This window comes from Polynucleobacter sp. Nonnen-W13 (genome assembly GCF_018881735.1).
Lineage (GTDB): Bacteria > Pseudomonadota > Gammaproteobacteria > Burkholderiales > Burkholderiaceae > Polynucleobacter.
The window spans coordinates 246,218-268,878 of sequence record NZ_JACVPU010000002.1; the positions used below are offsets into that span (position 1 = coordinate 246,218).

Sequence of the window (22,661 nt, forward strand, 5' to 3'; positions counted from 1 at the left end):
GAGTTCAAAAAGGGGAAATTGTTTGCATTCATGCTATTTTGCCATCCCCTTGCTAGAATCTAGCCCATGTTGACGACCTTTCAAGATGCTTTCAGACTACTTTTGCATTTAGATGCAGGGGTCATTGGCATTGTGCTGGTCTCACTTCAGGTCAGCTTGAGCGCATTGATCCTCGGCACCATACTAGGACTACCAGTTGGTGCCCTATTGGCCACAGAGGAATTTAAGGGTAAACAAACAATTACACTGATCTTAAACACCCTCATGGGCGTTCCAACTGTGATTATTGGTGTCATTGTGTATCTACTGCTATCGAGGACAGGGCCTTTAGGAGTATGGGGGTGGCTATTTACACCCAAGGGCATGATCCTGGCCCAAACACTGCTCACAACCCCCCTAATTGCCGCCCTGAGCCGCCAAATCCTAGAGGATTCTTGGAGAATTCATCGGGATGCTTTCATGGCACTTCGCTTACCCAGGCTTTCCGCCCTGAAATGGCTTTTATGGGACTGCCGCTTCTCCCTCACCATTGCCATCCTTGCTGGACTCGCTAGAGCGATATCCGAAGTGGGGGCCGTCATGATCGTCGGCGGTAATATCGATCAATCTACTCGTACCATGACAACAGCAATTGCCCTAGAAACTAGCAAAGGCGATCTCCCCTTAGCACTTGCTTTGGGTATTGTTTTGCTTGGCATTGTTTTGTTGGCAAACCTCTTTACATTTGTAGTTCGCCAAATTGCGGAGCGTCGCTATGGTTAATCATTCTGAACAATTCCAGCAATTTATTGAGTTCAAAGACGTCATTGTCAAAAGTGATGGACGCATTATCTTAGATATCCCTCATGCAATGATTCCTGCAGATCGAATTTGCGCTTGCATTGGACCTAATGGCGCTGGCAAAACAACCCTCCTCAAATTAATAGATGGCTTAATCAAGCCAGACTCGGGCACCGTTAATCACTCAAGCGGCCCCATTAAATCATCTCTGGTATTGCATCACACGCCGATGATTAAAGCCTCAGCACGAACGAACATGTCGATGGTGAAAGACTCAGATCCCTCAATTTCTTCTATTGCTATTGATACGGTGATGGAGCAGATCGGCTTAAGTCACCTTGCCAATAGTCCTGCGCACAAACTTTCGGCAGGTGAAAGACAAAAACTTTGCTTAGGTCGAGTTATTTTGCAAAAACCCAACTTGATACTGCTTGATGAACCTACGGCTAATTTAGATCCGAACACCACAGAACAAGTCGAAGAGATCATTCGCCAATTTAAGTGCCAAGGCTCTGATGTCATCTTTACATCCCACCAACTTGCACAGGTACAAAGAATTGCGGAATACATCATCTTCATTGATCAGGGCCAGATAAAAGAAAAGGGACCCGTAGGTCCCTTCTTTGCCAATCCCCAGACACAAGCAGCTAAACGCTACTTACATCAAGAATTACTCGTTGACTAATTACTTGGCTGCTGGTGCCGCAGCTACAGGAGCAACAAACGGTGGCGGAGCTACACAAGCTGCGGGAGCTGGTGTACCAGCAACCCTGAAGCGATCAGCCACTCTATTTTGAGCTTGACATAGCTGGAACGCGCCCATTCTGTCGCCATAGGCAGTCTTGGCTTTTGCCAAAGCTGCAGCCTCTTGAGCCTCAGGTGTCAACGGAGGCAAGGCAGCAAATACAGCTGTGCTTGCGAGTGAACAGAATGTGAGAGCGATGATTTTTTTCATAGCCATATCCTTATTTGTTAACTTTGTCGTACCAGAGCTCATGGTGCTCTTTAGCCCAAGTAGCATCAACATAGCCAGTCATCATGCCGTCCGATGAGCCTTGCATGCCGATAGAACCAATGTAAATGTGGCCCATTGCCATTGCAGTCATCAAGATAGAGGCAGAGCTGTGAACAATGTTGGCTAACTGCATAGTGCCACGGAGATACTGCACGTCCATGAACGGTACGATCATATCGAGCACGAATCCTGAAGCTGAGATAGTTAAGCCTAATACAACCATACCAAACCAGAACCAGATTTTTTCACCCATATTGAAGAAACCTGCAGGTGGGTGCTTACCGGTCAATGCACCGCCAAGCGTCATCAACCAGGTAAGGTCGCCCTTGCCAGGAATATTGCGAGTGGCAAACAGCAAGAAGAAAATCACAACGCTCAAAGTAAACAATGGGCCAGAGTAGTTATGAATATTCTTGCAAATCATCAAGAATGATCCGTAAGCCGCACCACCCATCAAAGGCATTGCAAAGTACTTACCCCACAAAATCAACATACCGGTTAAGGCTAAGCCGATAAAACTGGCAGCCATTACCCAGTGCGTGAAGCGCTCAAAACCATTGAAACGCTTGATTTTTTGACCCGACATAGGAGCGTGAAGCTTGATTGGACCCTTGACCAAGAACAGAGCAGCAATACCAAAGAAGGCAATTGCTAGAATCCAAGCACCGTAAACAGTGATGACACCATTACGAATCAAACGCCACTGTTGACCAGCACGCTGAATCAACACACTAGACTCTTTATCAGGAATACTGACATAGTTATAAGGGTCGCTGTTTGCGGTATCCCAAATAGCGCCTTCCTTAGGCGCTGTATTTGCGGGTTGCGATTGCGCTTGGGTACCCTTTGAAATCTCGTTGAGATTCTTTGGGAAATCAATTCCGCTTGGGCTAGGCAGAGGCGGCATTGCTGCACGTTCTGCCAAGGCAACGCCACTTAAAAGACTTAGCGAGACACCAAGAGCTAAAGCCCAGGAGCGACTGACACTAATAAATGATCGATTCATACAAATATCCTTAAACGTTTTCGTTTTATTTATTGTTGTTTAACTGATCACTTAGCGCGTGAATATTCAGATTGACCCTGATTGCGCTTGTTAATCGCTTCTGTCCAACTAGCTTGATCTCCAGGCTTCCATCCCTTAGTCATAAACCCATTGTCAGCACCCATATATGGTGCGACATCTGGACGCTTAGCTGCATAGGCTGCAACTTCAGGTGGTTCAGAGCAAGCGGATAACAGCGTACCTGCTGCCAGACCAATGGCGAGAATTTTGAAATTCAATTTCATGATTTCGCTCCTGGAATTTTGGCAGCTGGTGTTGGGGCTGGGGCTGGTGAGCCAGCAGGGCCATAAGCAGTTGACCAACCGAAGATGTCATTGCTTGGATATCTACCATTCGCTTCGCGCACAGAAACGCGTTTGGCGTAAATACTAGAAATCACGTCGCCATCTCCGCCAATCAATGCTTTGGTAGAACACATCTCTGCGCATAAAGGCAACTTACCTTCAGCTAAGCGGTTACGGCCATATTTTTCAAACTCAGCAACGCTACCGTTAGCTTCTGGGCCGCCACTACAGAATGTGCACTTGTCCATTTTGCTGCGAACACCGAAGGCGCCCTTGCTCAAGAACTGAGGTGCGCCAAATGGGCATGCAAATGAGCAGTAACCGCAACCGATACAGATATCTTTGTCATGCAAAACCACACCTTCGTCGGTACGGTAGAAGCAATCCACTGGGCAGACAGCCATACAAGGCGCATCTGAACAATGCATACATGCAACTGAAATAGACTTTTCTTTGCCGACAATACCGTCGTTAACCGTAACAACACGGCGACGAGTAATACCCCAAGGCACTTCGTTGTCGTTTTTACAAGCAGTAACACAGCCATTGCACTCAATGCATCGTTCTGTATCACATATAAATTTCATTCTTGCCATTGTGTTCTCCTGACTTTATTTTTTAACTTAGGCAAATTTTTCGATTTGGCACATGGTGGTTTTGGTTTCTTGCATCATCGTTACCTGATCGTAGCCATAGGTTGTAGCAGTATTCACCGCCTCACCTAACACTACTGGGGCAGCGCCCTCTGGGTAATATTTGCGCAAGTCGTTACCCTGCCACCAGCCAGCAAAGTGGAATGGTACAAAGGCTGTGTCTTGGTCAACCCGCTCAGTAACCATTGCGCGCACCTTGATCTTGGCACCCGTTGGAGACTTAACCCAGACGTAGTCCCAATTCTTAATGCCACGAGCTTCTGCAGCCTTAGGATTGATCTCCACAAAGTTCTCTTGCTGCAACTCTGCCAACCATGGGTTAGAACGAGTTTCGTCTCCCCCACCCTCGTACTCAACCAAACGACCAGAAGTCAGAACGATTGGGAACTTTTCATAAAGCTTGTCGCTCAAGTTCTTGTCTTGAAGCGTTTTGTACAGAGTTGGCAGGCGCCAGAAATTCTTCTTATCCGCAGATGTTGGGTACTTACGCATCATTGGCTCATTAGTACTGTAGAGCGCCTCGCGGTGTGTTGGTATGGCATCTGGGAAGTTCCATACCACTGCACGTGCTTTCGCATTGCCAAATGGATGGCAACCGTTTTTCATTACCACACGCTGAATACCGCCAGAGAGGTCAGTCTTCCAGTTTTTACCTTCAGCAAGCTTTTGCTCTTCTTCAGTTAATTGATTCCACCAGCCGAGTTTTTTCACAAGTACGTGATCAAACTCTGGATAGCCAGTGGTGATCGCTGAGCCCTTAGAGCAAGAACCGTCTTCGGCCAACAAATTCTTACCGTCTTTTTCCACACCGAAGTTGGCACGGAAGTTACCGCCACCTTCCATCACACTCTTACTAGTGTCATAGAGGTTTGGTGATCCTGGATGCTTAATTGCGGCAGTACCGTAGCAAGGCCAAGGCAAACCGTAGTAATCACCTGTTGTGTCATAGCCAGTTACTGGATCAACACCGCCACGTGACTTCAATGTCTTCGGATCAAATACTCCCGCCATTCTCATGTGCGCTTTCAAACGCTCAGGGGTTTGACCGGTGTAACCAATTGTCCAGACAGAGCGATTAATTTCGCGCAAGATATCTTCGATCTGCGGCTCTTTCCACTGCTTGCCAGCAAACTTCGAATTGAGCATCTTGTAATTCTTGGAGAGCTCTTCACCGAAACCAAGGCGATCAGCAAACGCTTGCATGATCACATGGTCAGGAACAGACTCAAACAATGGGTCGATCACTTTCTCGCGCCACTGCAATGAGCGGTTTGAGGCAGTAGCTGAACCCGTAGTTTCAAACTGAGTTGTCGCTGGCAATAAGTAAACATTACGATTTTTGTTTACAGACTGGCCTTCAGCTGGAGGCATTGCTGCCATAGCCGCAGTCGCACTTGGATAAGGATCAACCACCACCAACAAATCCAATTTGTCCATCGCACGCTTCATGTCCAAACCGCGTGTTTGTGAGTTTGGCGCATGACCCCAGAAGAACAAACCTTTGACATTGGTCTGCTGATCAATCATGTCATTCTTCTCAAGTACCGCATCAACCCAACGAGAAACCGTAGTACCAGATTTCTCCATCATATCAGGAGCGTAGCGACCTTTGATCCACTCGTAGTCAACACCCCAAACTGTTGCGTAGTGTTTCCATGAGCCTGCTGCCAAACCATAGTAACCAGGCAAGGAATCTGGATTAGGACCTACGTCGGTTGCACCTTGAACGTTATCGTGACCGCGGAAAATATTTGCGCCACCGCCGGACTTACCGATGTTGCCCAAAGCTAATTGCAGAATGCAAGATGCGCGCACCATGGCGTTACCAATGGTGTGTTGTGTTTGACCCATACACCAAACTAAAGTGCTTGGGCGATTCTTCGCCATCGTTTCAGCAACTTTGTACATCTGCGCTTCTGGAACGCCACAAGCCTCTTCTACATTCTTTGGAGTCCACTTCTCCATCACTTCTTTGCGGATCTCGTCCATACCGTAAACACGGTCATTGATGTACTTCTTATCTTCCCAGCCATTATTGAAGATGTGATAAAGAACACCGAACAAGAATGGAATATCAGTGCCCGAACGAATGCGAACGTACTGATCAGACTTCGCTGCAGTACGGGTGTAGCGTGGATCAACTACGATCACCTTGCAACCATTTTCTTTTGCATGCAATAAGCTGAGCATAGACACTGGGTGCGCTTCTGCAGCGTTAGAGCCAATGTACAAAGCCGCCTTGGAGTTCATCATGTCGTTGTAGCTATTAGTCATCGCACCATAGCCCCAGGTGTTAGCAACACCGGCAACTGTTGTGGAGTGACAAATACGTGCTTGATGGTCTGTGTTGTTGGTTCCAAAGAAAGAAACCCACTTACGCATTAGGTAAGCTTGCTCGTTATTGTGTTTTGAAGAACCAATAAAGAAGAGTGAATCTGGACTGTACTTGCTACGCAAATCTTTCATCTGCGCAGTGATTTCAGTCAAAGCCTGATCCCAAGAAATACGTTGGTATTTACCGTCAACCAACTTCATTGGGTAACGTAAACGGAAATCACCGTGGCCATGCTCGCGTAAAGATGCACCCTTAGCGCAGTAAGCACCCAAGTTAATCGGGGAATCAAATGCGGAGTCTTGACGAACCCAAACACCATTCTCAACGGTAGCGTCAGTCGCGCAACCTACGGAGCAGTGGGTACAAATGGTTCTCTTAACCTCGATCTTGCCCTTGCCGTCCAGCATTGCTTTGCTTTGCTCAGCAGATGCCTTTTGTACCAGCGTTAATTGGCTTGCCGCGATACCAGCACCAACACCTACTCCGGAGCGCTTGAGGAAGGTACGGCGATCCATCGTTCGCACGGCGGACTGAAGTCCCCGTGACAAGCTACCGATGAGGCGTGATGCAGGTGTAGAGCGACCGCTCTGTGGGGTATTGGATTTACGAGTCAGACTCATATGTTGTCCCTGAGAAATATTTTTATTTAATTATTTGGAAATGACTTCTTTAGCAACTTGATTTAAAGCATGGTGGTTTCGTAATACTTACGAATGTGCGCTGTGAGTTGATAGCCATCATCTTTACCCTGCACTGTGCTGCCAATTTCTTGAATCACTGCTTTGCCAAGCGGAGTTTGGGAGGCTATGGCTACGGCACCAACAGTGGCACCCGCTCCGATGAAAAACTTCCTACGGGAAGGCTTGTTTTCTTCGTTTACTACGGCTGTAGATTTGGTGCTCATCGCATGCTCCTCTTTAGTGCAAATTTGATATGCATCAAGTGTAATTGGTAATTGCATTTTTGACATATTAGAGTTACAAAAAAATGATTCTAGGGGGGTAAACCCTAGTCTTTGTGTAATGCACTACAAGATTTAAATCATGTCGAAGCTTTGTCCTTCAATCGCAAGAAACTCCCGAGTCAAGGCAGCTACTGGATGGTAGAGATGCATCTCTGGGATATCTTCTATTGCATCGCAGAGTTCGTCATACCAAGGGCGAATATGGCTATTGAAAAAAACCCTTTGGTTTGTAAGGTTTGAAATCTCTACGTCATCCCCTGCAATGAGGTACCTCATGACCTCACATAAGGCTGAAATATGGTCCTCAGTTTCTGTAACTTCTTCCGCAGATTCCAAACCAAAAGTCTGAAGAGATCGACGGATCTCGACTAAAGGTTTTTCATTTAAATGGCCAGCCATGTAAAAAGAGCCATTCAGAATAATGTTGGGTCGCCCCACGCTAATGAAGTTCAGGTCAAACTCCTCGTGCCAGGCCTGAGCGGGATTATTTTTAGCAACCTCAACTACGCTATGCCAAACCTTCGCCAGCGGAGCATCTTCTGCCTGAATCTCTTCTCCATCAGGAATGGAGGCGGCAATTTGATTCAGTAATTCCTGATCTGGCGCTTGATGAAAAAGTCGGGCAATCAAACCATATAGGTCAGCACGAGCCAGATCCTCTGGCAAACCCTCATCCCCAACCGTGGTTACGGTACCTTCTTGTGTCTTTTCACTCATTGTTCTTTATTCACCATGTCAACTACACGACAATCACTGCACATCTTGAGCCTCTCTAATGCGGCGCCAGCAAATGCCCCATGAGCACCCAACTTGGAGAGCATCAAATCGACCATCTTGGAGGTTCCAAAAACCTTTCCACAGCTAATACAGTGAAAGGGTTTGGTTTCATTCAGCTCAACCTTTTCCTTGCGCTGCTCCACTGAAAGCAAGCGTGGCGATAAGGCTAAGGCGTGCTCGGGGCAGGTTTGAACGCAGATACCACATTGAACGCAGTGCTTTTCGATAAAAGAAAGCTTCGGCTCATCCAGGTTATCCAATAGCGCGCCCTCAGGGCAACTGCCTACACAAGACATGCAGAGTGTGCAAGCGTCCTTATTTATATTGAGTCCGCCTAAGAAGGATGACTTTGGCAAGACTGCTCCAGCTTCTGGAAGTGGTGTTTTGGCTTGCTTTTGCAAATGCTCCAACACCATCTCTATGGTTTCGCGCTTCTGATTGCCCAAACCAAAACTGGCAGGCGAACAAATGGCTGGCAGAGCACCGCGCTGACGAAGCTTGCCCATTGCAGACGATACCGTTTCCAGATCCCCTAGGGAGTCGATTTGTATTAATGAGAATCGGGCATCAAATCCATAAGCAGCCAGAATGGCGTTCCCTAAATCGATTTGCGTCTCTAGTGCGGCGCGATAAGCAGGGTCCTCATCTCCAGTCAGCAATAGAATCACTTCGCCAAAACCATAACTGAGGGCACCCAGCCATAAATCCAACCCGGTAGAAGCAATATGCTCAATGCCATAAGGCAATACAAAAGATGGCAATCCTTCAAACTGCTTTGGCCTCAAGTGCGCCATACGTCCCAGAGAATCTAAAGCTTGGCTTCCAGCTTGAAGTGTATGCAATAGCAAAGCAGGTGCTTGCGCTTGTTTAGTCTTGGCACTCTCGAGGGCAAAGACATTGGCGAGAGTTTTAATCTCTTTACCTTGATGGGGCACGCTTGGGTAGTTGTAGCGCATTGCGCCGGATGGGCAGACTGTCGAGCAAGCTCCACAACCCATACACAAATTTGGATTGACTTCTACAGTACCCTGTCCATTCTTAAACACAGAAGATATAGCGCCTGTAGAGCAAACATCGATACAAGCATTGCACCCAACTTTGCCATTACGGCCATGCGCACAAATCTTTTCGTTATAGACAAAGTACTTTGGCTTTTCAAACTCACCAACCAAACCTAATAGTTGGGTGGCAACCAATGCTTGCTCTAAGGGATCATTTCCGGGAGCAAAGTAACCTTTTGGCGTCTGACTCATGCGCATCTGCGGATCAACACGCAGATCCATAATCAAATCAAACTCAGCACTGCGCTGACGCTCTACTCGATCAAAATTGATCGCACCGATACCAGCACAGGCCGTAATACATGCACGATGAGATTTGCATTTATCTAGATCAATCTGAAATGCGTCATCAATTGCGCCTTCAGGGCAAACCTCAACGCAGGCCCCACAGCGGGTACACATCTCTGGATCAATGGGGTTTTGCAAATCCCAATCTACCGTGAAATTCCCTAGATAACCATCTAGCTTAGTAGGGCTACCGGTATAAATCGGAAAGTTTCTGGCGATGGGTAGTGCACCCGGTTCGGTACATAAAACAGAGACTTCAAGAGAATCGCTCAGCTTTTCGGCCCAAGGTAAAGCTTGCTTACCAGGACCAACAATCAGTAAGCGCCCTTGGCTTTCATAATTAACGACCGGCACGGGCTCTGCTTGCGGCATCTCAGCTAAAGCTAAGAGCGCGGCGATCTTTGGGGTGGAAGCTTTAGCTTCTTGTGTCCAACCTGCTACCTCACGAATATTGACGAAACGCAATGGCGCAACCAAAGGCTTGGCTGATTGTTCGGCTAGCTCACTAAATAATGCGCTTTCTTGAGTGCACGCAATCACGATGGCATCGCTACCATCAAATGCCTTCATCACTGAACCCACTTCCTGCCTACATAAGGAGGTGTGCATGGTGAGGCCCAAGGCCTTGCCATCCAAGGGCATAGTTCCGTTGCAATTACAGACTAATTTTTGACTCATTGATTTCTTCTTAACTGGTTTTTTTATCCACGGGCAAGGGGTCTTTATCCCCTACTTCCTGAATAGTCGTTGGTGTGGATGTTAAATCAGTCTGAGCACTTAGGGGTAAAGCCTGTTCTACTGGCTCAGGCGGCACCTTGGCAACAGTTTTCGTATCGTCAGCTTCCTCGTCGCCATCCTTGCGGAAAATGTTGAGCATGTCCGATTGCACCATGCGCTTGAGCATTTCCAAGGGAATGGGGTCAGGTTTGGAGTAGTCATCAATGTAAATGTCCAGGCCATCCATGATGTTGAAGTGCGGGTCCGAGAACATCTTCTTCATGGCAGCTTGCTGAACTGCTGGATCTACATCTGGCTTCATAAAGGCAGAAAAGTCAGGTGCAAAACGATCGATCTTCTCGACATCGTCCAAAGTTGCTGGTGGGGGTGTGTCTGCAGAAGCTTGCTGCACTTCAGGCTTAGCTGTTAACGCTTGCGTGGTCTGCTCGACTGGTTTTTTTTCAGGCTCTAACTGCTCACCAGCCTTCAGACGTGACCAACGGCCCAGAAATCCGCCGGCCATTAATCTTCTACCCCACGATTAGCGCCTTTGAAAGACTCAGGGCGATGTCGCTTCTTGGGCTCAGGACGGTAATGCTCATTGACATACTCTTGCAACCAAGAGGCATGCTCTGAAGAAAGTGGCACGCTATCCACTGACTCGCCACCATCCAATAAACGCCCTGCTTCGTTATAGCTGACGCAAATGCGGTGCGGAACTGCAATCGACGTTTCCGATTTAGCTAGCTCAATAGACTGGGCATCAATATAGCGCTCAATATCTTCTTCTAGGCGCCACATTACAAACCAACACGGTTCAGTAGCTGAAAGATTAAGGTAGTAGCCCTCACCCTCATCTGGGAAGAGCTTGAGTTCGTAGCCAGTAAATAACCAAGACTCACCTTGTTCATCGCGCCCTAAAAACTGCCCCACGAATTTGTTCTCGACACTGGGTATATTGGTGAACTGCCCAAAATCCGGCAATACCTCATGAGGTACCCACCGATATGAAATCCACGGGTTATCAACAAACTGCTTGCGCATGATCACAGCAAAACGCATAAGGCCTTAGGTGTTTTGAACCACAATGTTTGGAAATTTATTACTCATATCCTTAGACAGTGCTGCCACTTTGATGGCGACTCGTCTTGCAATCGTTTTATAAATTTCGCTGATAGCGCCATCAGGATCTGCGACTACGGTTGGACGACCCGCATCCGCCTGCTCGCGTATCGATAAGTTCAGGGGCAATGAACCCAAAAAGTCTGCGCCATATTCTTGGCACATCTTTTGGCCACCGCCAGTACCAAACACATGCTCTTCATGACCGCAACTTGGGCAGACATACGTACTCATATTTTCGATGATGCCCACAATCGGCACCCCAACCTTCTCAAACATCTTCAGACCCTTGCGCGCATCCAGCAATGCAATGTCTTGTGGTGTAGTCACAATCACCGCACCTGTAACAGGCACCTTCTGAGCAAGCGTTAGTTGAATATCGCCGGTACCAGGAGGCATATCCACAATCAAATAATCGAGATCGCGCCAACGGGTTTGACGCAGTAGTTGCTCTAAGGCAGAGGTCACCATAGGGCCACGCCAAACCATAGGGGCATCGTTATCGATCAAAAAACCAATTGAGCTCGCTTGAAGGCCATGACCTTCCATTGGCTCCATGGTGTTTTCTTCAATGGATTCTGGTCTACCGGTAATACCCAACATCATCGGCTGGCTTGGTCCATAGATATCCGCATCCAACATGCCTACTTGAGCACCTTCAGCGGCCAAAGCTAAAGCAATATTCACGGCGGTAGTCGACTTTCCGACCCCACCCTTGCCACTGGCTACAGCAATAATGTTTTTTACATTAGGCAATAGTTTGACGCCACGCTGAACAGAATGGGCAACGATTTGACTGCTCACATTGACGCTGACGTTTTTAACATCAGGTAATTCACGGAGCACGGCAATCACCGATTTACGAATCACATCAAATTGACTTTTTGCTGGATAACCCAAAACAATATCCAAACTAACATCACCGCCATCAACGCGTAAATTTTTCACACTCTTCGATGTTACAAAATCAATTTGGGTATTAGGGTCAATCAGACCTTTTAGTGCAGCTTGCACAGTCTCTACAGTAAGCGACAAAACTCTCTCCTATTCAGTGGAGCAGGCTTTTGTGAAGCCGGCTCTACCTTTTTTATTAAGTCCAATGATGAAAAATCAAATAGTGCGTAGATTAACCGCACATACAAAAAATTGCTAAAGCCAAATTAAGGGTTAATGTGAAACTGGAAATCCAGCCTCTGTTATGAGCCCCGAGGCTAATTCTGGGGAGAGGGTCGTTTCTAATGTGACCAACTGTGTCGCCAGGTCCACCTGAACCTGAGCCTGGGGATCTTGGGCTTGCACAGCACGAGTGACAGCGTTGACGCAACCACCACAAGTCATTCCTGAAACCTTGAGCGTAAACATGGCCACCCTTTCAAAACAGTCAAAATACAGTAGTTAATGGCTTTTTTTCACCATGCGGTAGATTATCTTCTACATGAGCACTACAGAATCCCCTAATTCAGAGTTTTATACCCTCGACATCGGCGGGATGACCTGTGCTTCCTGTGTTAGCCGAGTAGAAAAGGCTTTAGACAAGATTCCTGGGGTAGAGGCAGCAAGCGTCAATTTAGCGACCGAGCAGGCAAGAATTCGCGTTCGGCGGGGTTCCTCAAGCCTAGGGGACATCATCGCGCTTGTTAAAAAGACAGGCTACGAAGCTAAAGAAAGTTCCATTCGAGGTAATCCGGATCAGAAGATTGGCAAGCCATTTTGGGCTGCCGATGGTTTAGGCCGCGTGGTTCTGAGTTTTGCACTGTCAGCACCCCTCTTCTTGCCGATGTTCTTTATGCCTTTTGGTAATCATTGGTCTTTATCAGGATGGTGGCAGCTCGCTTTGGCAACACCAGTCCAATTCATTTTGGGATGGCGTTTCTATGTCGCAGGCTATAAATCCTTAATGGCTGGCGCGGGCAATATGGACTTATTGGTTGCCTTAGGTACTAGCGCTGCTTATGGGCTCAGTCTGTATATCTTGCTCACTTCAAACCATGCACATGAACTTTACTTCGAGGGATCTGCAGTCATCATCTGTATGGTCTTATTAGGCAAATGGTTGGAGGCACGAGCCAAGCAACAAACCAGTGAAGCGATTCGCGCCCTGCAAAAACTCTGGCCAGAGCATGCCAAAGTTTTCAACGCGGATGTTGAGCTACAGGGGAATGCAGGTATTAGCGCCGATCAATATCGCGACTTACCGCTAGAACAAGTGCTACCTGGCGATCAAGTCTTCATACTTCCCGGTGAACGCATTCCGGTAGATGGCGTCATTATTTTGGGTAGCAGCCACGTTGATGAATCCCTGCTCACCGGCGAAAGCGAGCCCGTTAAGAAATCAATTGAATCAAAAGTCATTGGGGGCGCCTTAAATGGTGAAGGTGCACTAGTAGTAATGGCGCAAGCTGTTGGTGTTGAAAGCGTACTCTCACAAATCATTCACTTGGTAGAGGAGGCGCAAACACAAAAAGCGCCGATTCAAAAGTTAGTTGATCAGGTGAGCGCGATATTTGTGCCTACCGTCATTGTGCTTGCGCTCTTAACTGGCCTAGGCAACTGGCTTTACTTAGACTCCGTTTCCACTGCTATCTTGCGCGCCGTATCGGTCTTAGTGATCGCTTGTCCTTGCGCGCTTGGCTTAGCTACTCCAGCTGCAATCATGGCAGGTACTGGCATAGCCGCACGTTTCGGCATTTTAATTAAGGATCCGCAAGTATTAGAGTTGGCGCATAAGCTCAATATCGTTGCCTTTGATAAGACCGGCACATTAACGATAGGCAAGCCACGCATGCTCGCACTACTAGCTTTAGATACATCACTTGCCGATGCCGATCAGATCCTCGCCACTGCTGCAGGCTTGCAATTGGGAAGTGAACATCCTTTGGCAAAAGCATTACTAGTTTCATCCAAGGAAAAAGGTATCGCGCCGATTACCACCTCGTTTAGTAAAGGCTTGCCTGGTATTGGGATTGAAGGTATTCCGAGTAGCGGTCCTTTTGCAGGTCAAACACTGCGTTTACAAAGCGTAGCTTCGCTTGAAGCTAGTCCTCAATACGCTATGGTGTTGCAAAAAGCACAGGCGTATTTTGAACAGGGTCAAACTGTTTCTGTGCTGATGAGCTCAGGTAGAGAAACTAATGGCGCACCTTCACTAATTGCTGTCATTGCTTTTGGAGATGAACTGAAAGTAAATGCAAAATCAGCGGTCGACGCATTGCATACATTACATATTCGGACGGTGATGCTATCGGGCGATAATGTATCCGCCGCTACTCGCGTGGGAAAAATAATCGGTATTGATGAAGTCTTTGCACAAATTATGCCGAGCGATAAAGCGCAAATGATTCATCAGCTACAAAATCCACCTGCAGCTCAGAAACAGTATGTTGCAATGATTGGTGATGGCGTCAATGATGCGCCAGCATTGGCGATGGCGGATGTGGGCATGGCGATGTCTACCGGGACTGATATAGCCATGCAAGCCGCTGGAATCACGCTAATGCGTGGCGACCCTACTTTGGTTGCTGATGCAATTGATATTTCCAAAAAAACTTGGAATAAGATTGCCCAAAATTTATTTTGGGCGTTTGCGTTTAATACGATTGGTATACCGATGGCAGCCTTAGGCTATCTATCACCCATGTTGGCTGGGAGTGCAATGGCGCTCTCCAGTTTTTGCGTGTTGAGTAATGCCCTACTCTTAAAGCGCTGGCGCCCCAATAACCTATCAGCTATTTAGAATTCTTACGCAGTAACTCAATATCGCCGTACAGGGCACGGGTTTCTGATTTTGTATTGTCGGTATCCGTCAGCAGTGCAATACCAATGACATTACCTGGCACCTCTCCATAAGCCAACTTGTAGTCCGCCGCTAAATCCCGCTCATGCTTGCGCCACTCGCCCAGACTATCCCAACCAGAATCCACCACAATCATCTTTACACGCGAAGTATGAGCATTGTTCAAAACTGTATTGACTGAATTCTTACCCGACCAGATGTACATCACTGTGGCGTAAGGCATTTCTTGACCACTAATCAAGTTGGCCATCTCAAAGGTGAGTTTTTCTTTGAGGGGAAGTTTGGATTTGTTGCCATCAAAGGCTACTAAGATACGCAGTGGTGCATCGTCATGCTGACTATCTGCATTGTCTGCCTGGGGTATTGCACCTACTGCCTTCCACTCCCATTGCAACCATAAGTTCTGTGCTGAGCGGGGACGAAGTTTTACCGCGAGACCAGATGCTGATGTTTTAGAGTTAGCAGCCAGCACCGTACGACCTTGGTATTTCTCCAGTCGGTAAATGGTGTTCTTTTTATAGGGTGCGATGCGATAGAAATGCCAACCATCTGGCATGCCATCACGCGGCTTCTCAGCAGAGAACTTGGGTAAATCCTCTTGAGCTGGTAATTGATCCGCATTAAATGCCTGCCCTGCCTCATTCTCAATAGAGTTTCCAGTCAAACCTGCACAGCCTCCTAAAGAGATGGCTAGGATGATTAAAAGCAAATGGGATCGAAAACAGGTTTTACTTGGCATAGCATCAATTGTCCCAAAGAATGACTTACTTAAGTCTAAAATCATGACATGCGTCACCAATCACCTTCAAGCTGGGCTGTCATCAGCATTTGCATTGCTACGCTAGTACATTTTGCACTTGGTTTTTCGATCGAGTTTTCCGTCGATGAAGCGCACTACGCTTTATATGCAAAACATCTTGCCTGGAGTTATTTTGATCATCCACCACTAGTTGGCTGGATCCAGTGGCCGCTCGTGAGCCTGACTTCATCCGAAGGAATCATTCGCTTGATTCCGGAGTTGCTCTGGGTACTCTCCGCTTTCTTGGTATATCGAGTGACCCTAGAAATTCACCACTTGATACAAGGGCGTAATGCGGGTTATCTAACTACAGCACTTCCCTCCGCAAACCTGTGTGGACTGATGGCTGTCTTGGCCATCATCGTAGCGCCATTGCCCCACGTTTTAGCAATCGGTCTCTTGCCCGACACCCTGCTTGCCCCCTTAAGTTTGGGCTTGATGTTAATGGCCTTGCGTTGGAGCAGAAAAGATCACTTCACTATTGAGGACTGGATCATTACTGGCTTAATACTTGGCTTAGCAGGTCTAAGTAAGTACACCGCTGCATTTACTGCATTTGCTTTGCTCTTCGTATTTTTAGCTTCACCCAAAAAAGTCTGGATTACTAAAGCTGGTTTTTGGCTTGCAGCAGCAATTGCCTTGATTGTGATTAGCCCCGTACTCTATTGGAATTGGGTCAACGATTGGATCTCATTCAAATATCAAATTGCTCATGGCAGTGGTGGCACTTGGGCTTGGCGAAGAGTCGGGACCTTTTTAGGTATTCAGATTATCTGCTTTGGGCCCCTCTTACTTTTGGGTGCCTATACTTTTCTGAAGGATTGCCTCCACTCACAGAAGTTGGTTCTGATTGCCCTGCTCAGTTTCTTCGCAATTCCCTTTGTGATTTTTGCTGCACTATCTGGAGGCGGTGGCCTGCCCCACTGGACTACCCCTGCCTGGTTTTGTCTGGCACCATTTGCCGGTATCGGTCTAGCTAAAGCATGGGCCATACAACATCGTGTGGCAATTCGGATATTGCTTCTTGGGCAGTTATTGATTTGCTTGCTTGGTTTTGGTTTTGTTTTGGCTGGAGGCCTTACTAACTCAGCTGTGAAATCAAACCCTATTGCCGACCTCTATGGCTGGAAGCTTGCTGGCCAAAAAGCTGCTCAATTAGCGCAGGCGACAAACGTCAATGGGATAGCAGTGCAAAACTGGACGTTAGGCAGTCGTACTGCCTGGTACGCCCAAGATCTTCCGGTTTTTGTACTAGACCAAAGACAGGATCAGTTTGACCTTTGGTTCGGACAATTGCCGGTCGGCGCAAACGTCTTACTAATTAACTGGTCGGGAATGGCTTTTAGCCCACCCGTAGGTGGAAATCGGGCCTTTGAAGTCTGTGAACCACTGGACCAGCTAGAAATTATTCGATTTGGGCAAGTTTTATCTAAATTTGACTACAGCCTCTGCCGAAACTGGCGAGATGCTGGCGCAGTGCGTTAATTCCCCAAATTCAAGACCTTAGGAGCCGTAGGCATTATCCTTATGCCTATGAGTGCACAACCCCAAGCCACCCCCAAAGCCACATCTGGGTGGAAAGTAATCCTGAAGCGAGCTTGGCCCACCATTCGCGTTTTATTGTCGGTCGCTCTTCTTTGGAAGGCTACCAGCGGAATTGATTGGCACGCCATATTAGATTCAGATATTCAGATGCAGCCATGGTGGTTTTTGGCGGCTGGATTAACCATGATCTCAGCGTTTATCTGTGGCGGACTACGCTGGGGATTTTTGATGCGCAAGGTTGGCTTTCAAGGCAGCCTCGCCAATTTTGTCTCACTCTACTTTGCTGGCGGACTCATTAATCAAGGCTTACCCAGTACGCTAGGTGGCGATAGTTATCGCGCCATTACCGCAACCCACTTAAATAGTAGTGGTAAGTTGATTGAGGCAAAGGAACTGAATGAAGAGCTGCATCATTCAGTTGACCTAGAGCACGCAACCCCTAAACTGCGCCTGAGTTTTTCCATGGTATTGGTGGATCGCTTACTGGGCTTAGCGGGAAATAATTTACTGGGCGGACTTGGCCTCATTCTGGGTGGCGCGACCTTAGCCGCTTGGGGCACTGATTTAGGTTATGCAGTCATCGGCATGATGGTGGTAGCGGGCTTATTGCTTGCGGCTATTTTGGCATGGGGACCTAGCTGTCATTTGTTGCAAAAATTACTAGACCGTGTACAAATGAATCATGCCCTGCCGGGTATTAAGCTCGCTTTTTCTTGGCCCATGAATGTGGCTCAAGCTGCATTTGCAATTGGTATTCACTCTCTCACTATTTTGACGCTGCTCTTCTGCCTCAAGGCTTATGGAGTTGATGCGCCGATTGAAGCCCTCATGATTGGCCTACCTGCCTTGAGTCTTTTATTGATGCTACCCATCAGCATCTCTGGCTGGGGCTTGCGTGAAGCTACACTCTCTTCTGTACTGGCATTGTGGGGCGTGAGTCCGTCCATGACAGTATTAGCATCCATTAGTTATGGTGCCATTACCGTCCTATCGGTATTACCTGGCGCTTACTTTTTATTAAAACGGAAATAATTCTTTTAGAGCCCCACTATGAGTATTAGCGTCAACACCATGCGTGCAATTGACCACTGGGTCGGCGTACCACTTTGCGCAATAGCAAGCCCAGTAGTTGCTTTGATTGATGGCGTGAAGAATATCTTTTCTCGCAGCCCAGAAGCACCCCGCAAATTACTCTTTATTGAGTTATCCGAAATGGGTAGCGCAATCTTAGTGGATCCTGCCATGCGTAATGCACAAGCTCGTGGCGCTGAATTATTTTTCCTGATCTTTAAAAATAATCGTGCCAGCCTGACTTTGTTAAACACAGTAAAACCTGAGAATGTCTTTACGATTGATTCCTCTAGCCTAGGCGGCTTAATTAAAGATACGCTTCAATTTTTACTAGTAGCCCGCAAGCACCGTATCGATACCGTCATTGACTTGGAATTATTTTCTCGTTTTACCGCCCTGTTAACTGGCTTGTGTGGTGCACGCCGTCGTGTGGGTTATCACATCTTTCATGGTGAAGGTTTATGGCGCGGATTTATGCTGACACGTAAAGTTCATTACAACCCGCATATTCATATTACTAAGAATTTTCTCTCTCTGATTCATGCGGCATTTGCTCAAGAAATTGAAGTTCCATTCAGCAAAATACATATTGCAGATTCAGAAGTTCATTTAGAGCAAGCGGTAATTGATCCAGCAGTATTAAGCAAAGTTCGTGAGCGCATTGAGAAACTGAGCGCAACATTTAACATTGCGTTTAAGCAAGGCGAGCAACGCCTCATTTTGGTCAACCCCAACGCTAGTGATCTGTTGCCACAAAGGCGCTGGGCTCAACAGCGTTTTTCTGAGCTGATTCAGGGATTAAATCAACGCTATCCAAATGATCTTATTCTGATCACTGGCTCCCCAGCTGAATTTGCCTATGTTGAAAAAGTTCGCGCAGTTGCCAATGTTAAAAATGCCCTGAACTTTGCAGGCCAGGTGAGCTTTGCAGAATTACCACCGCTCTACACCCTGTCTGATGTGATGGTAACGAATGATTCTGGGCCTGGCCACTTCTCTGCCGTCACTTCATTGCGGACAGTTGTCCTCTTCGGACCAGAAACGCCAGCGCTTTATGGCTCTATTGGTAAATCAATTGCCATTACAGCCAATCTGGCATGTTCACCGTGCGTTAGTGCAGCCAATCATCGCAAAACACCGTGCCATGACAATGTCTGCATGCAAGCCATTACGGTTGCTCAGGTACTAGAAAAGATGGTGCATCAATTAAATGAAGCCGACCAAGAGCGAGGACGTTAAGTCGCATGGCTGAGCAGCACAAATCGGCTTTAGCAATTGCATCAATTTGGGTTTGGTGTATCCCGCTTCTGCCGCTAAGTCTAGCAATCGCCATTTACTTTGGTGAATTACAAACCCCAACATTTTTATTTATTAATCGGTATACCCAGTTACTTCCAGATACTTTATGGGCATGGCTCACTTTTATTGGTAATGGCTGGGGCATCTTTGCACTGTGCTTCCCCCTCTTGCTATTAGCGCCTCGATTACTGAGTGCCGGACTTTTGGCATCCTTGATTGGCGGCGCTATCAGTCAAATCATCAAGCCTTTTTTAGCCCTTCCTCGTCCTGCTGGGGTACTTGCTTTAGAAGACTTTTATCGCATCGGCGAACCTCTATTGCAAAAAGCGATGCCCTCCGGTCATACCCTGACTGCTTTTGCGGTAGTTTCTGGAATCTACTTTGCTAGCGATCGAGATAAAAGAGCCTCTTTGTGGTGGATCTTCCTCATTGCCGGTTTTGCGGGCATCTCTCGCAATGCGCTGGGTGCTCACTGGCTTACTGATGTTCTAGCAGGTTGCGCTATTGGACTGTGGTCTGGAATGCTAGGTGCAATATTGGCTAGGCTTATTCCGGAGAAACAGATGGCGCCTAATCAGATCGGGCCGCGCTTACTTGCTCTGGGCGGACTTGTAACTATCTATATTCTCCTGACGCAAACCTTAGATTCAGAGCTTAATCAGTCATTGCAATATGCATGTGTGACATTAATTGGCATTACTTTAGCTTTGTTTATTAAAGCGCAAAAACCCAAGGCCATATAAAGATGTTTAGTTATCGCCACGCTTTTCATGCGGGCAGTCATGCTGATATTCTGAAGCATCTCGTGATGATTCATTTAGTTGAATATCTACAAGAAAAGCCTGGAGCTTTGACGATTGTTGATACGCATGCTGGTGCTGGTATCTATAGTCTGACCGGTGGCTTTGCCACTGTCAGCAAAGAAGCTGATCAAGGAATTTATCGCTTGGCTAAATTTGCTGAGGGTAATTCGATAAGTTCTGGGATAGCTAGTTATCTCGAACACATTCGTTCCGAAAATAATACTAATGAGATTGCCGTCTATCCCGGCTCTCCATTTATCCTGGCGCATTTGCTGAGAGCACAAGATCGACTGAAGCTCTTTGAGTTACACCCCAAAGAAATTGATATCCTGCGCCACAATATCAGCCAACTCAAGCAATCAAAACAAGTCGACATTTATGCGGAAGATAGCTTTACAAGACTGAAAGGCTTAATGCCACCACCTAGTAGGCGTGGGCTGGTATTAATTGATCCCTCTTATGAGGATAAGCAGGACTATCGTTATCTCGAAACGGCGATGGAAGAGTCTTTACATCGTTTCGCTACTGGATGTTACGCAATCTGGTATCCATGCCTCTCCAGAAGAGAATCAGCCTCCCTGCCGGATCATATGAAAAAGATTGCTGCAAGCCATAAACGTTCTTGGTTGCAAGTTGAGCTGCGGGTTGAGAATGCTCCAAAGGAGCGCCGACTGCAGGCTAGCGGCATGTTCATCATCAATCCACCGTGGACTCTAGAAAAGCAGCTATCTGAAAGCTTGCCCATTCTTGTTAAGGCGCTTGGACAAGATAGCGGGGCATTATTTTTATTAAAGAGTTTTGAGGCCTAAGCTATCAGCCGGCATCAATTAAGAGATTTATACCTCTGTATCTTTAGTGCTCATGGCTTTTTTAATAATGATCGCTGAAAGAGCTAGCAACAATACCGCCCCACTCTCATATATCAAGTCAACCGTACTAATTCCCTTGCCCTGCAAAATAATGAGCCTGCAGAGGGCTGTAATGGCAATGAAGATTGGAATAGTGATTGGGATCTTGTTGTACTTATAAAAAGCTGCCACCATACCTAGTACCTCGGCATAAATGAACATCAACAATAGATCGGTTAAGGCAATTTTTCCGTTTAGAAGAACGGCATACATCTCTATACCGACACTAAAAATAGTAAAAAATGCAATAAGAATTAAGATTCCTTTTTCGGCTGCAGTAATCCAATCGTAAATTTTCATACTATGAGTACCTTAGTCATCGATATCAGAAAAATGTATCCACACTAAACTACAGCTAGCGTAATCGCTCAACATAATAAGTCGCCTTTTCCAAGGCATCTGCTGCATCAAACCCAACCATATCAGCACCCAATTCATCTACCAACTCTGGGCATTGATTGAAGACAGGGCTGCCAACAATCAGGCCAACACGTGGGTTTTTTGATTTGAGCTTAATCTCTTGAATCAGGTCTTTTAACTGTGGGAACTGCTCGCGAACACTTGCAGAAAGGCCGATCACATCAAACCACTCCGTCTGCGCCATGGAAACAATGTCCTCTTGAGTGGCGGCCAACTCACCCCATATTCTCCAGCCGGCTTTGGCGAAGAACTCAGAGACCATAAATAAGCCTAAGTTATGTTGTGAGCCTGGCAAAGGAACAAGCATGATGCTAGATCCGGTTTTATTTTGCTCTGCATACTGCTGAAAAATGGGGCTTAAGTCATACATGAGCTGCTTGATACGCCAAAGTGCAATCGTGACGTCGGTAAAACTAGACTCATCTTCCTCCCACATTTCGCCCAATTTTCTAGCGACAGGGGTCAATAAGAGCAGATAGATATTTTCCAGACTAACGCCAGAAGCATGGATATCTTTGACGTACTTCACAGAGGTTTTCGCATCCTCTTGCAACACTAATAGTGTTAACTCATTCACCGATTGTTGCGGAATAAGGTCGACAGGAGGAGCCTTTAAAGCAGAGGAAATCGATGTCTCGAGATGCTGCTCAACTATCAACGGCAAGATATTATTTTCAATCGTCTTGACTAGCGACTCAAGATATTCCTCTTCCGTACAGGCTTTTTCTAATGGATGTGGAGTATCGTTTTTTTCAAATGTAGCTTTTGAGGGTGCATTTGAAACCAAGCAGTCCTCCCAAATACTATCGGACTTACTGGGAGTGGAGCTCCGGTTAGGGCTGGAGTCGTCTTGGCTAGATCTCTTTTTAGATTTAGCGATGCTCACTAGTCTGGATAAATTCATGAACATCACTTGATCTGGTCACAGTCTCAAGTCATTACTTGAGATCGCCGTGACTGC

The 22,661-nt window shown here is 46.9% G+C and carries 23 protein-coding genes; 8 read left to right on the forward strand and 15 right to left on the reverse strand.

Going from position 1 to position 22,661, the window contains the following annotated elements; genetic code table 11:
• Positions 1-66 precede the first annotated feature (66 nt).
• Both ICN27_RS06580 and ICN27_RS06585 read left to right on the forward strand, forming a co-directional pair.
• Positions 67-762, forward strand: coding sequence for an ABC transporter permease (locus tag ICN27_RS06580; protein ID WP_216269420.1), 696 nt, complete (start codon positions 67-69; stop codon positions 760-762).
• Complete coding sequence (locus ICN27_RS06585; protein WP_216269421.1) at positions 755-1,465, forward strand: energy-coupling factor ABC transporter ATP-binding protein; 711 nt, start codon at positions 755-757, stop codon at positions 1,463-1,465. The genes ICN27_RS06580 and ICN27_RS06585 overlap by 8 nt, the downstream gene beginning before the upstream one ends.
• Here ICN27_RS06585 and ICN27_RS06590 read toward each other — a convergent pair whose 3' ends face one another.
• The 12 genes from ICN27_RS06590 to ICN27_RS06645 all read right to left on the reverse strand — a co-directional run bounded on the left by ICN27_RS06590 (position 1,466) and on the right by ICN27_RS06645 (position 12,424).
• Positions 1,466-1,735, reverse strand: a complete 270-nt coding sequence (locus ICN27_RS06590; protein WP_216269422.1) for a hypothetical protein — start codon at positions 1,733-1,735, stop codon at positions 1,466-1,468. It lies immediately after the preceding gene.
• 10 nt (positions 1,736-1,745) lie between these two features.
• A complete protein-coding gene (locus tag ICN27_RS06595; protein WP_215307671.1) occupies positions 1,746-2,801 on the reverse strand; it encodes a formate dehydrogenase subunit gamma in 1,056 nt (351 codons plus the stop codon).
• Between the two features lie 47 nt (positions 2,802-2,848).
• On the reverse strand, positions 2,849-3,085 hold the full coding sequence (locus tag ICN27_RS06600; protein ID WP_216269423.1) for a hypothetical protein: 237 nt from the start codon (positions 3,083-3,085) through the stop codon (positions 2,849-2,851).
• A complete protein-coding gene (gene fdh3B, locus ICN27_RS06605; RefSeq protein ID WP_215304386.1) occupies positions 3,082-3,741 on the reverse strand; it encodes a formate dehydrogenase FDH3 subunit beta in 660 nt (219 codons plus the stop codon). Before fdh3B ends, ICN27_RS06600 begins: the two co-directional genes overlap by 4 nt.
• 27 nt (positions 3,742-3,768) lie before the next feature.
• Complete coding sequence (locus ICN27_RS06610; protein WP_216269424.1) at positions 3,769-6,753, reverse strand: formate dehydrogenase subunit alpha; 2,985 nt, start codon at positions 6,751-6,753, stop codon at positions 3,769-3,771.
• A gap of 62 nt (positions 6,754-6,815) precedes the next feature.
• On the reverse strand, positions 6,816-7,037 hold the full coding sequence (locus tag ICN27_RS06615) for a formate dehydrogenase (RefSeq protein ID WP_215307676.1): 222 nt from the start codon (positions 7,035-7,037) through the stop codon (positions 6,816-6,818).
• A 132-nt stretch (positions 7,038-7,169) separates the two neighbouring features.
• Entirely contained in the window at positions 7,170-7,814 is a 645-nt protein-coding gene (locus ICN27_RS06620; protein WP_215307678.1) for a molecular chaperone, read from the reverse strand.
• Entirely contained in the window at positions 7,811-9,901 is a 2,091-nt protein-coding gene (locus ICN27_RS06625) for a 4Fe-4S binding protein (protein WP_216269425.1), read from the reverse strand. The genes ICN27_RS06620 and ICN27_RS06625 overlap by 4 nt, the downstream gene beginning before the upstream one ends.
• A gap of 10 nt (positions 9,902-9,911) precedes the next feature.
• Positions 9,912-10,463: a DUF3306 domain-containing protein gene (locus tag ICN27_RS06630; protein ID WP_216269426.1), complete on the reverse strand. Its 552-nt coding sequence runs from the start codon at positions 10,461-10,463 to the stop codon at positions 9,912-9,914.
• Positions 10,463-11,002 (reverse strand): DUF3305 domain-containing protein, encoded by a 540-nt coding sequence (locus ICN27_RS06635; RefSeq protein ID WP_216269427.1) that lies wholly within the window; start codon positions 11,000-11,002, stop codon positions 10,463-10,465. The genes ICN27_RS06630 and ICN27_RS06635 overlap by 1 nt, the downstream gene beginning before the upstream one ends.
• Before the next feature lie 6 nt (positions 11,003-11,008).
• The gene (apbC, locus tag ICN27_RS06640; RefSeq protein ID WP_216269428.1) at positions 11,009-12,097 is read right to left on the reverse strand and encodes an iron-sulfur cluster carrier protein ApbC; all 1,089 of its coding nucleotides are present in this window, start codon (positions 12,095-12,097) and stop codon (positions 11,009-11,011) included.
• 132 nt (positions 12,098-12,229) lie between these two features.
• Positions 12,230-12,424, reverse strand: coding sequence for a heavy-metal-associated domain-containing protein (locus ICN27_RS06645; protein ID WP_216269429.1), 195 nt, complete (start codon positions 12,422-12,424; stop codon positions 12,230-12,232).
• Positions 12,425-12,497: 73 nt separating this feature from the next.
• Between ICN27_RS06645 and ICN27_RS06650 the strand changes: the two genes are divergently transcribed.
• The gene (locus tag ICN27_RS06650) at positions 12,498-14,795 is read left to right on the forward strand and encodes a cation-translocating P-type ATPase (RefSeq protein WP_216269430.1); all 2,298 of its coding nucleotides are present in this window, start codon (positions 12,498-12,500) and stop codon (positions 14,793-14,795) included.
• Here the strand turns inward: ICN27_RS06650 and ICN27_RS06655 are convergent.
• Entirely contained in the window at positions 14,788-15,639 is an 852-nt protein-coding gene (locus ICN27_RS06655; RefSeq protein WP_255535057.1) for a DUF3047 domain-containing protein, read from the reverse strand. The genes ICN27_RS06650 and ICN27_RS06655 overlap by 8 nt on opposite strands.
• A 3-nt stretch (positions 15,640-15,642) precedes the next feature.
• On the opposite strand from ICN27_RS06655, the gene ICN27_RS06660 reads away from it, so the two are divergent.
• Genes ICN27_RS06660 through ICN27_RS06680 form a run of 5 tightly spaced genes read left to right on the forward strand, consistent with a single transcriptional unit; the run spans position 15,643 to position 21,181 of the window.
• Positions 15,643-17,139 carry a glycosyltransferase family 39 protein gene (locus ICN27_RS06660; protein WP_216269431.1) on the forward strand — a complete coding sequence of 499 codons (1,497 nt, stop codon included), beginning with the start codon at positions 15,643-15,645 and terminating at the stop codon, positions 17,137-17,139.
• Between the two features lie 48 nt (positions 17,140-17,187).
• On the forward strand, positions 17,188-18,231 hold the full coding sequence (locus tag ICN27_RS06665) for a lysylphosphatidylglycerol synthase transmembrane domain-containing protein (RefSeq protein WP_216269432.1): 1,044 nt from the start codon (positions 17,188-17,190) through the stop codon (positions 18,229-18,231).
• 18 nt (positions 18,232-18,249) lie between these two features.
• A complete protein-coding gene (locus ICN27_RS06670) occupies positions 18,250-19,509 on the forward strand; it encodes a glycosyltransferase family 9 protein (protein WP_216269433.1) in 1,260 nt (419 codons plus the stop codon).
• Positions 19,510-19,514: 5 nt separating this feature from the next.
• Positions 19,515-20,312 carry a phosphatase PAP2 family protein gene (locus ICN27_RS06675; protein WP_215307701.1) on the forward strand — a complete coding sequence of 266 codons (798 nt, stop codon included), beginning with the start codon at positions 19,515-19,517 and terminating at the stop codon, positions 20,310-20,312.
• 2 nt (positions 20,313-20,314) lie between these two features.
• Positions 20,315-21,181 carry a 23S rRNA (adenine(2030)-N(6))-methyltransferase RlmJ gene (locus tag ICN27_RS06680; protein ID WP_216269434.1) on the forward strand — a complete coding sequence of 289 codons (867 nt, stop codon included), beginning with the start codon at positions 20,315-20,317 and terminating at the stop codon, positions 21,179-21,181.
• A 27-nt stretch (positions 21,182-21,208) separates the two neighbouring features.
• On the opposite strand, the gene ICN27_RS06685 is transcribed toward ICN27_RS06680, so the two are convergent.
• Positions 21,209-21,580, reverse strand: a complete 372-nt coding sequence (locus ICN27_RS06685) for a phosphate-starvation-inducible PsiE family protein (protein WP_215307705.1) — start codon at positions 21,578-21,580, stop codon at positions 21,209-21,211.
• Between the two features lie 55 nt (positions 21,581-21,635).
• A complete protein-coding gene (locus ICN27_RS06690) occupies positions 21,636-22,604 on the reverse strand; it encodes a B12-binding domain-containing protein (protein WP_216269435.1) in 969 nt (322 codons plus the stop codon).
• Between the last annotated feature and the right edge of the window lie 57 nt (positions 22,605-22,661).